A 9,138-nucleotide genomic window follows, 5' to 3' on the forward strand; every position below is an offset into this window, starting at 1 on the left:
TATGGAAGATACGCTTATTTACAACTATTCAGGAGCATCCTCTTTAGTCAGGAGAGATGCTCTTGAAGAATTATTTCTCGCCCAATACAGTGAGATACATAAAAATACAAATGTTCCCTGCTTTTTCTGGGGAAATGTGCGGCAGCCCTTTATTTTAGCCAGATGTCTGATTGCCCTTTCCAATATTGTGAAGTCGAGTTTTAATCTGTCTCCGTTTCAGATGACACTTCTTAAAGATCCAATAGTGACAGCAGGAAATGAAAGATTAAGGTTTGAAGGCTTTTCTCACTGTGCAGGAGTTTATGCAAGAGTAGATGTACTGCGGGATGGATTGGATGGTGAATTCCTGGAAAACGGAACAACGAATGTAGATTTTAACCAGCCTATGATAACCGCATTGGGAAGCATTCGTCCGAATGAAAAAATCATGCTTTCAATAGGTGAAAAAGAAGTGGGACTATACAAAGAAGAAGAAAAGATCATAGAAAGAAAAGTTCCTTTACCTGTAAAATGGATCAAAGGGCTGGGAACTGTTCAGGTCTATTTATCTGAATCAGAAAAACGCTATACTTTTAATAAAATCCAGACACAGCAATTGTTTCGCGGAATGCCGAAAGGAGTGGTGAAATCAGATTATTACTTGATTGTAAGAGGCAATAAACCTGTTTTTTCTCCCGTAAAATCTACAGATTCAGTTTGTATAGGAGGGCTTCACAGACTTCGTCTTTTAGAACCTCTTCTTCCTTATATTGATAGTATGCAGATTTTTCCACATGCAGATATGCAGTCTACAACATGGCAGCTTTATATGGGAAATATCAGATTCACTTTTTCTTTATCACGAGAATGCTGGAGAGGTTTTTCAGGAGAAGGAGCTCTGTTGGATAGCCTGATTTCGGATGTTTCCGATGAATGGATTGATGCTTTGGATAAATATGCCTATGCCAATCAGTCTTTTAATCCTGCCAGACTTGCTTTGGAAGAGAATATCAGTTTTGATAAGACTGAAAATATTACAGGAAGGCTTGCGGCAATGGGATTACTCGGTTACGATCTTGATGATAAAGAATTTTTCTATCGCAGAATTCCTTTTAAATTAAGCCGAATCATCGGATTAAATCCCCGATTAAAAAATGCTGAAAAGCTTATAGAATCCGGAAAAGTTGAAATTTTAAATAACAACAAAGAAAGAACAGAAGCCAGAGTAGCAGGAACAGGTGTACATCATACGGTAATCATTGAAGAAGAAAGAGAACGTTGTACCTGTGAATGGTTCAGTAAATATCAGGGAGAAAGAGGTCCCTGCAAACATGTATTGGCAGTAAAGAAACTGGTAAATATTTAAAAACTGCTGATGCTCATTTATTATTTTGTTGACAATCGCAAAGGCGCAAAAATTTAATTTTGTTTAAGTACAGATCAATTCTGATTTTCTTGCGCCTCTGCGTTGTATCAATTTAAAAACTATATCAATTTCCTGTTTGTTTCATCCATTCTTCATAGCTGAGCACTCCCAATTCCGGTCTGCCATCACCTTCCAGAATAGAGATAAACTCAAGCTGATTTCCATCTGGATCATTAAAATAAATGGCCAGTGCGGGCATCCATGCAAAAACCATAGGTTCAATACTTCCATTTTTTAGGAAATTGTACGGTTTTAAATGTTTTTTTTCCAAAAACTCCACAGAATAATTCAGAATATCTTCCTTACTGCTCGAAAAAGCAAAATGTCTGGTCTGAAGATTTTCCTTCTGCTCCCATAGCCCCAGCATAAATTCTTTTCCTTCCCCAACCCACAAAAAAGCAATAGGTCTGGTCTCATCTCTATGAGCTAATGTAAGTCCTAATACTTCCGTATAAAACTGTATTGCATTTTCCAGATTGCTCACCTGAACATGAGTCTCATATAATCCTTTAATCATAGCTTAATTTTAATAACAACAAAGCTAGAAAACCATTTCCGAAAAACTCTGTATAGACGATGTCTTTAATGAAAATGAGTGATAGAAGGATTTTATAATGATGAATTAGATTGTTACTAAATCTCAATATTTGTTTTCAATGTTAATTCAATAGAGGTGGGCTTTAGCCCGCCTAATAAATTATAATCTAATTCTTTAGGCTTTAGGCAAAACTTAAATTTGCTTGAATTATTCAATGATAATATCCAATATAAATCTTCTTGCAATTACATTTCAAAAATAAAAAATCAAAAAAATCAGAGAAAAATATTCTACGCAAAAAGGTTGCGTAATACTGTTTTTACTTTGCATCAGAAATCAGAGAGGAAGTATCAATCCTTCCCATGTTTAACAATAAAAACAGTAACCATGAAATTTAATTTTTTAAAAAAAGAAAATAAAAATGTAGTTCTAAACTATGAAGGTGCAAAAGCATTTAAAATGACACCTGCAGAAGAATTGTATAGTGCTGTTGTTACAACAGGACTGTCAGATGCCAACTATGAAAAAGGAACTGATAGATTGGAAAGAATCCAGTCTCTGATCAAAAAAAATGAGCCTGAGTTTGTAGCAAAACTCGCTGTATATGCAAGGAAAGATATGTACCTAAGATCCATTCCATTGGTTTTGACGACTGAATTGGCAAAGCAGGCTTCAGGTACAGACCTTGTAAGCAAAACTGTAGATGGAGTGGTGCAAAGAGCAGATGAAATCACAGAATTGCTGGCGTATTATCAGTTGGCGAATAAAAGAACTGATACCAAGAAACTGAACAAACTGTCAAAGCAGATTCAGAAAGGTCTGGTGAAATCATTCAATAAATTTGATGAATACCAGTTTGCAAAATACAACAGAAAAGCAGAAGTAACCTTGAAAGATGCGTTATTTCTGGTTCACCCGAAAGCTAAAGATGAAAATCAGCAGGTAGTTTTCAATAAAATTGCCAACAATACGCTGGAAACTCCATATACATGGGAAGTTGAGCTTTCTGTTTTGGGTCAGACCAAATTTGCAGATGATGCAGCAAGAAAACTGGCTTTCAAAAACAAATGGGAAGGATTGATCTTCAGCAACAAACTGGGTTATATGGCAATCATGAGAAACCTGAGAAATATCCTGGAAGCTAAAGTATCATCTGATGCGATGAACAAAGTGTGCAGATATCTTTCCGATGAAAGAGCCGTATCTAACTCAAAGCAGCTTCCATTCCGATTTCTGGCCGCTTATAGAGAATTAAAAAACATTGATTCTCCTTATCTGGCCTCAGTATTGGAAGCATTGGAAAATGCCGTTGTGGTGAGTGCCAGAAACATCAAAGGTTTTGGTTTTGATACTTCAGTAGTGATCGCTGCGGACGTGTCAGGTTCTATGCAGAAAGCAGTTTCTGCCAAAAGTAAAATTTTACTGTATGATATCGGTTTGCTGATGTCTATGATCCTGCAGTCACAGTGTAAAAACGTGGTGACAGGTATCTTCGGTGACCGCTGGCTAAGAGTTCCCATGCCGAAAAACGGTATTTTGAGGAACGTAGATGCATTCTACAAACGTGAAGGTGAAGTAGGATATTCTACCAATGGCTATCTGGTAATTGAAGACCTGATCAAAAGAAGAGAACAGGTGGATAAAGTAATGCTTTTCACAGATACCCAGATGTGGGATAGCAAAGGAAACAGAAATTCATTTGAAGACACTTGGAAGAAGTATAAAGCCATCGTTCCTCATGCAAAACTGTATATTTTTGACCTTGTAGGTTATGGTACGCAGCCACTTGATATCAGGAAAGATGATGTACACCTTATTGCAGGTTGGTCAGACAAAATTTTCGATGTACTGAATGCGTTGGAAGACAAAAAATCTGCAGTGAAAATGATTCAAAAAGTAGTGCTGTAACAGGCACTGCTTTTAAAATAAAAATTATTAACACAAAAAAATAATATATTCAGGAGCTTAATCCCGCTTTCCACTTTATCTTTTTCGGCAAAGCTTTTTTCAAGCCATTAAGAAAAAGGATGCCATTGCAATCGGGGCTAGGAATGATAATTATAAGTTATGAATTATAAATTCTTCTTTATAATGGAATAGTGGCTCTTTGTAAAACCTAACAGAATGTATGTGAAAAAGAATAATAAAAAGTCGGAATTTCCAGCGATGACAATATGACATAGGAAATGGAGGTGTTAAGAAAATAAGCTACGCGAACGTTAAGAAAATTCTATTGTCTGAAGCGCGACACAGAAAGTGAAACGGAGAAGTAATAGTAAATTCGCGCAAGTTTTAGAATTTTTAGAGAGTGTAGATTATTTTTAGCCGGAGTTTCCAGGTCTTGAACTTTTGGTTCTTTTGCTTCAAGGCAAAACGAACAAATATTTAAATAAAAAATAAAACTGTTTAAAAAACAATGGGGAATCTATTTTACAGAATTGAAAAGGATCTTAAAGAAGGCAGAAAGAAAAAGGCATGCGACAGATTAAGAAATATGATCAATCAGTTTCCTAATGATCTTTCTCTGAGAAAAAAGTTAGGACAGATTTATTTTGAGGCTGGGTTTCTTGACGAAGCAGGTAAATTTTGGATTCTATCTATACCAGAGAATAACGAAATGGAGACAGCGATTGAAATTTACAGAAAGTCTTTAAGCAATTCAGGAAATGCTATTTTAAAAGATATTGTTTTCAGAGGAGATAAAAATCTGCTTAATGAATATACAAGGAAAGTAATTACTGAACTTGAACAACATAGTCTTAAAATCACAAAACAGATTCCTGTTTTCAAAGCCAAAATGAGAGAGAAAGAAAACTATTCAGAAAACAAAACAGGCTTTTTAAGTAAAATCGGAATTTGTTTAATCATAGGATTTATTATATCGCTTCCTTTATTAGGTATTTTTAAACTTTTTGAAATGATGTCATCATTATTTTCTTAATAAATTTAAACTACGTAAAAAGATTGCGTACTCACAATATAATTTTGCAGTGTTAATATTGCTGGTGCCGTTAGAAAGACCTCCTTCGATTCCAAACTGACAGAGTCTTTCACCAGATTGCCCGGTAGCTAACCAATGCCGTTGATAAGAGTTTCATTGTCAACTTTCAATTGAACATCAATTACTCTTATGATTCATTGCTTGGTTTTTAATAAAAAACAACTGCGTAAAAAGAAAACTAATAACTATGAATAATTAAAATCAAGTGTCGTCTTAGAATCATACTTCGAGATTGAATAAACATTGGGTCGCAGGTTCGAATCCTGCCTTCTCCCTCGAAAAGGAGAGGTAGCTCAGCAGGTAGAGCAAATGCACGGAAGATTCTGAAAAATATTACCTTGATTTGTAAAAGAGTGCCGTAGAAAAGGCCTACTTCGGTTTAATTTGGTTCGACTCCAGAAGGTCATGAAAGTGATCTTGTACAAGTCTTTTCGAACTTAGCCTCTTTTTATTTTAAACACAAACAAGTGCCGTAGAAAAATGTTACTTCGCTCATCACGACGGGGTCACGGGTTCGAATCCCGTCTCTTCCACAACAAAAAAACACAGTCTATAATAGGAAGAGTAGCTCAGCTGGTTAGAGCACGACTGCATTATTCGTTTTTCGCCTTGTTTTCTCATATCAGAAGCCGGAAGTGGGACGTTGAAAGATCTTTGTATCATAATTTTCTATAAAGTCAGATGGATTGTCAGACTTTAATTTCTTTCTTCTTCCCACTTCCAGCTTCTTTATATTCATTATTATAAAGTGTCGTTAGGAAAAGATTCATCGTAACACAACTATGGGAGGAATAGCGAAGCCGGTCACTCCGGCAAGGTTATCCGGTTCGACTCCGGCATACAACAGCCCGGTTTTTTCCTTATTATTACCTTAAAAAATGCCAGTAATTTATGTACTGCATTTTTATTGTATCTTCAAGCTCTTCTTCAAACATCAGTTTCCATTTGGAAAGAGTCGTTCTGCTTATTTTATATTTCCTGGACATATAGCTTGTAGAATGACCATGCTTTTTTGGTACTGAAGCAGTTTCAGCATAGTCTGCCTGTCATAGGTTTTGAGTTTTTGATTTTCTCTGGACTGTTTAAAAAGTTTTTCATTGAACTTCAGTACATCTTCACTGGTATGAAGCTTTTCAAGGAGTTCTTTAATTTTAGGATCTTTTAGCTTTTCGGGATATTCCATCCTAAGCATATCCAGGTATATTTTCTTGTAATTGGGGCGCATGTTGTGTCTGTTTATCCGTTTACATTATCACTCTTCTGAAGCCATCTGTGCAGCGTGCTCTTCGGAATAGAATATTCTTTAATGACTTCACTTTGAGTCATCTCACCGGAAAGAATCCTTTTCATAATAAAGTCTTTGATTTCCTGGGTGTAAATATTTTTCCTGAAATAAGGGGTTTTTTCGGACTTCTGCTGGTTTTTGTTAATAGCGGAAGGAGGCGCATATAAAATCAAATGTGAAGTGTAGAGCCTGAAAAAATCGTATTCCAATAATTTGCTCCATCTTAAAAGAAGATCTGAATCCATTGATTTACTGGCATACATCATTTTGACAGTTTCTTCATCCTTGCCTAAAAATTTGCATATCCTTTCTGTTGTTATTTCATTTTCATCTACCCTTTCCTTAATAAACTTTCCAATATGGATTTCTTTGTATAACATCTTTACTGAATATTGTTCTTTTGTTTAAACTTATGCATCAAAAAAACGGAAATAGTGTACATATTATTTTAAATAAAGGGAAATAACTCACTTGAATTTGAAATTGATAAAAAATAGAAATGATGACGTAAGAATATTAAAAACGCTTAATAAGATCATGGATCTTAAAAAAACGGATCTGTAACTTACCAAATATTTTTAAAACAGGCGGTAGGATTCACCTTAATGTACTTGGGGTATATTCTTTATTTTTAATGGTTTTCCTCTTCTTCTCTTTCAAACTTCTCTTCCTGCCATTTGTGTAAAATAATATATAACCTATTAAGGTTTTTATACAATTCTAAGAGTGAAAGCTGTACATAGATAAAAACAGCTTTTTACGCGTTGAATTTTTGATAGTACCAAATAATTACTTATTCGGTTTCAAATGTAAACAAAAATAAGAAGCAATAATAGATAAAAATGTAAAAATCATGTGTTATATCTATTTTTTAATTAAAATTAACATATTATATGGGTTGATATATGAATTGTTTAAAATGCTATGTTTGTTTGTGGAAAACGATAAAAAGAAAAAATTGTATACCACTGAGACAGTCCATACCTTTGCAAATCAATGAAAAATACTATAAGCTTATTCGATTTTCGAAAAAAGTAAATTACAAGAATGAACTGCTTGCTGGTTTTACAGTAGCGATGACGATGATTCCTGAATCACTTTCATTTGCTATCCTAGCTGGTCTGTCTCCACTTACCGGTCTTTATGCGGCTTTTATGATGGGACTCGTGACTGCCGCTTTAGGAGGACGTCCGGGTATGGTTTCCGGTGGAGCAGGGGCAACCATCGTTGTACTGATTGCTCTGATACAGTCTCATGGAATAGAATATCTTTTTGCCACCGTAGCACTTGCCGGAATACTTCAGATGATGGTGGGAATTTTTAAGCTTGGAAAATTTGTAAGACTGATTCCACAACCGGTCATGTATGGTTTCCTGAACGGATTGGCCATCATTATTTTTATGGCACAGGTAGAACAGTTTAAAATTACAGAAAGCAGCGGAGCCGTAAGTTGGCTGCAGGGGATTCCTTTGTACATCATGGCTGGCTTAACTGCCCTTACCATTGCTATCGTCTATTTTTTTCCAAAAATCACAAAAGTTGTTCCCGCTTCTCTTGTAGCCATTATCGTCGTATTTGCTGTTGTTATCGGGTTTAATATTCCAACAAAAACAGTGGCAGATATTGCCCATATCAGCGGAAATCTTCCCAATTTTCATATTCCACAGATCCCTTTTTCTCTGGAAACTTTACAGGTCATTTTTCCTTATGCCTTAATTATGGCTGGAGTAGGCCTTATTGAATCCCTTTTGACATTATCAATGGTGGATGAAATTACCAATACCAAAGGAAGTGCAAACAAAGAATCTGTAGCTCAGGGATTAGCAAACATTACTAATGGCTTCTTTGGTGGAATGGGTGGCTGTGCCATGGTAGCACAAACGCTGGTGAATCTCAACGCTGGTTCCAGAGCCAGATTGTCCGGGATAATAGCATCATTGTTAATTTTAATAATTATTCTTTGTGGAGCACCGGTCATAGAGAAAATTCCGATGGCCGCTTTGGTGGGGGTCATGATGATGGTTGCCATCAGTACTTTCCAATGGGTGTCCATCCGGATTGTAAATAAAATGCCAAAATCAGACATTTTTGTAGGCGTTACCGTAGCTCTGATTACTGTGATTTTGCATAACCTTGCTTTAGCGGTTTTAATTGGAGTAATCATTTCAGCATTGGTTTTTGCCTGGGATAATGCCAAAAGAATCAGAGCAAGAAAGCATGTGGATGAAAACGGGGTGAAGTATTACGAAGTATATGGGCCGTTATTTTTCGGTTCTGTGACAGCATTTACAGATAAATTTGATCCTATGAATGATCCGGATCAGGTGGTTATTGATTTTAAAGAAAGCCGTATTGTAGATATGAGTGCTATAGATGCTCTGGATAAATTGTCCAAACGTTATAAACAATATGATAAAACCTTGCATTTGCGTCATCTTAGCGAAGATTGCCGGAAAATACTTAAAAATGCAGAAGCTGTAGTGGAAGTTAATATTCAGGAAGACCCTACGTATAAGGTGATGCTGGAAAAATAAGGGAGAGGTCAATAAGTGAATTTTGCCTCACAAGTGAATAGTGAATTTTTGTAGTGTAGAAAATTGACAAGCGCAGCGAATTGACGATTCACCTTTCACAATTTCCTAGTCAATAAGTGAATTTTGCCTCACAAGTGAATAGTGAATTTTTGTAGTAAAAAATTGACAAGTATAGCGAATTGACGATTCACCTTTCACAATTTCCTAGTCAATAAGTGAATTTTGCTTCGCAAGTGAATAGTGAATTTTTGTGGTGCAGAAGAAATTGACAAGCGCAGCGAATTGACGATTCACCTTTCACAATTTCCTAGTCAATAAGTGAATTTTGCTTCGCAAGTGAATAGTGAATTTTTGTGGTGCAGAAGAAATTGACAA

The 9,138-nt window shown here is 35.8% G+C and carries 7 protein-coding genes; 4 read left to right on the top strand and 3 right to left on the bottom strand.

Going from position 1 to position 9,138, the window contains the following annotated elements; translation table 11 throughout:
* The first annotated feature begins 1 nt into the window (after position 1).
* Complete coding sequence (locus BOQ62_RS21275; RefSeq protein WP_129042339.1) at positions 2 to 1,345, top strand: SWIM zinc finger family protein; 1,344 nt, start codon at positions 2 to 4, stop codon at positions 1,343 to 1,345.
* 124 nt (positions 1,346 to 1,469) lie between these two features.
* On the opposite strand, the gene BOQ62_RS21280 is transcribed toward BOQ62_RS21275, so the two are convergent.
* Entirely contained in the window at positions 1,470 to 1,922 is a 453-nt protein-coding gene (locus tag BOQ62_RS21280) for a VOC family protein (RefSeq protein WP_129042340.1), read from the bottom strand.
* Positions 1,923 to 2,330: 408 nt separating this feature from the next.
* On the opposite strand from BOQ62_RS21280, the gene BOQ62_RS21285 reads away from it, so the two are divergent.
* Both BOQ62_RS21285 and BOQ62_RS21290 read left to right on the top strand, forming a co-directional pair.
* Positions 2,331 to 3,851: a TROVE domain-containing protein gene (locus tag BOQ62_RS21285; protein WP_129042341.1), complete on the top strand. Its 1,521-nt coding sequence runs from the start codon at positions 2,331 to 2,333 to the stop codon at positions 3,849 to 3,851.
* Between the two features lie 508 nt (positions 3,852 to 4,359).
* On the top strand, positions 4,360 to 4,884 hold the full coding sequence (locus BOQ62_RS21290) for a DUF6584 family protein (RefSeq protein ID WP_129042342.1): 525 nt from the start codon (positions 4,360 to 4,362) through the stop codon (positions 4,882 to 4,884).
* A 1,024-nt stretch (positions 4,885 to 5,908) separates the two neighbouring features.
* Here BOQ62_RS21290 and BOQ62_RS21295 read toward each other — a convergent pair.
* Positions 5,909 to 6,169 (bottom strand): hypothetical protein, encoded by a 261-nt coding sequence (locus BOQ62_RS21295; RefSeq protein WP_228414445.1) that lies wholly within the window; start codon positions 6,167 to 6,169, stop codon positions 5,909 to 5,911.
* A gap of 11 nt (positions 6,170 to 6,180) precedes the next feature.
* On the bottom strand, positions 6,181 to 6,609 hold the full coding sequence (locus BOQ62_RS21300; protein WP_129042343.1) for a transposase: 429 nt from the start codon (positions 6,607 to 6,609) through the stop codon (positions 6,181 to 6,183).
* Between the two features lie 606 nt (positions 6,610 to 7,215).
* Here BOQ62_RS21300 and BOQ62_RS21305 point away from each other — a divergent pair.
* Positions 7,216 to 8,763 (top strand): SulP family inorganic anion transporter, encoded by a 1,548-nt coding sequence (locus tag BOQ62_RS21305; RefSeq protein ID WP_228414447.1) that lies wholly within the window; start codon positions 7,216 to 7,218, stop codon positions 8,761 to 8,763.
* Positions 8,764 to 9,138: the final 375 nt, after the last annotated feature.

The organism is Chryseobacterium sp. CH21, assembly GCF_004119445.1.
Classification (GTDB): Bacteria; Bacteroidota; Bacteroidia; order Flavobacteriales; family Weeksellaceae; genus Chryseobacterium.

Coding starts and splice junctions, on each gene's coding strand:
- BOQ62_RS21275 (WP_129042339.1), top strand. CDS start 2: ATGGAAGATACGCTTATTTACAACTATTCAGGAGCATCCTCTTTAGTC.
- BOQ62_RS21290 (WP_129042342.1), top strand. CDS start 4,360: ATGGGGAATCTATTTTACAGAATTGAAAAGGATCTTAAAGAAGGCAGA.
- BOQ62_RS21295 (WP_228414445.1), bottom strand. CDS start 6,169: ATGCGCCCCAATTACAAGAAAATATACCTGGATATGCTTAGGATGGAA.
- BOQ62_RS21300 (WP_129042343.1), bottom strand. CDS start 6,609: ATGTTATACAAAGAAATCCATATTGGAAAGTTTATTAAGGAAAGGGTA.
- BOQ62_RS21285 (WP_129042341.1), top strand. CDS start 2,331: ATGAAATTTAATTTTTTAAAAAAAGAAAATAAAAATGTAGTTCTAAAC.
- BOQ62_RS21280 (WP_129042340.1), bottom strand. CDS start 1,922: ATGATTAAAGGATTATATGAGACTCATGTTCAGGTGAGCAATCTGGAA.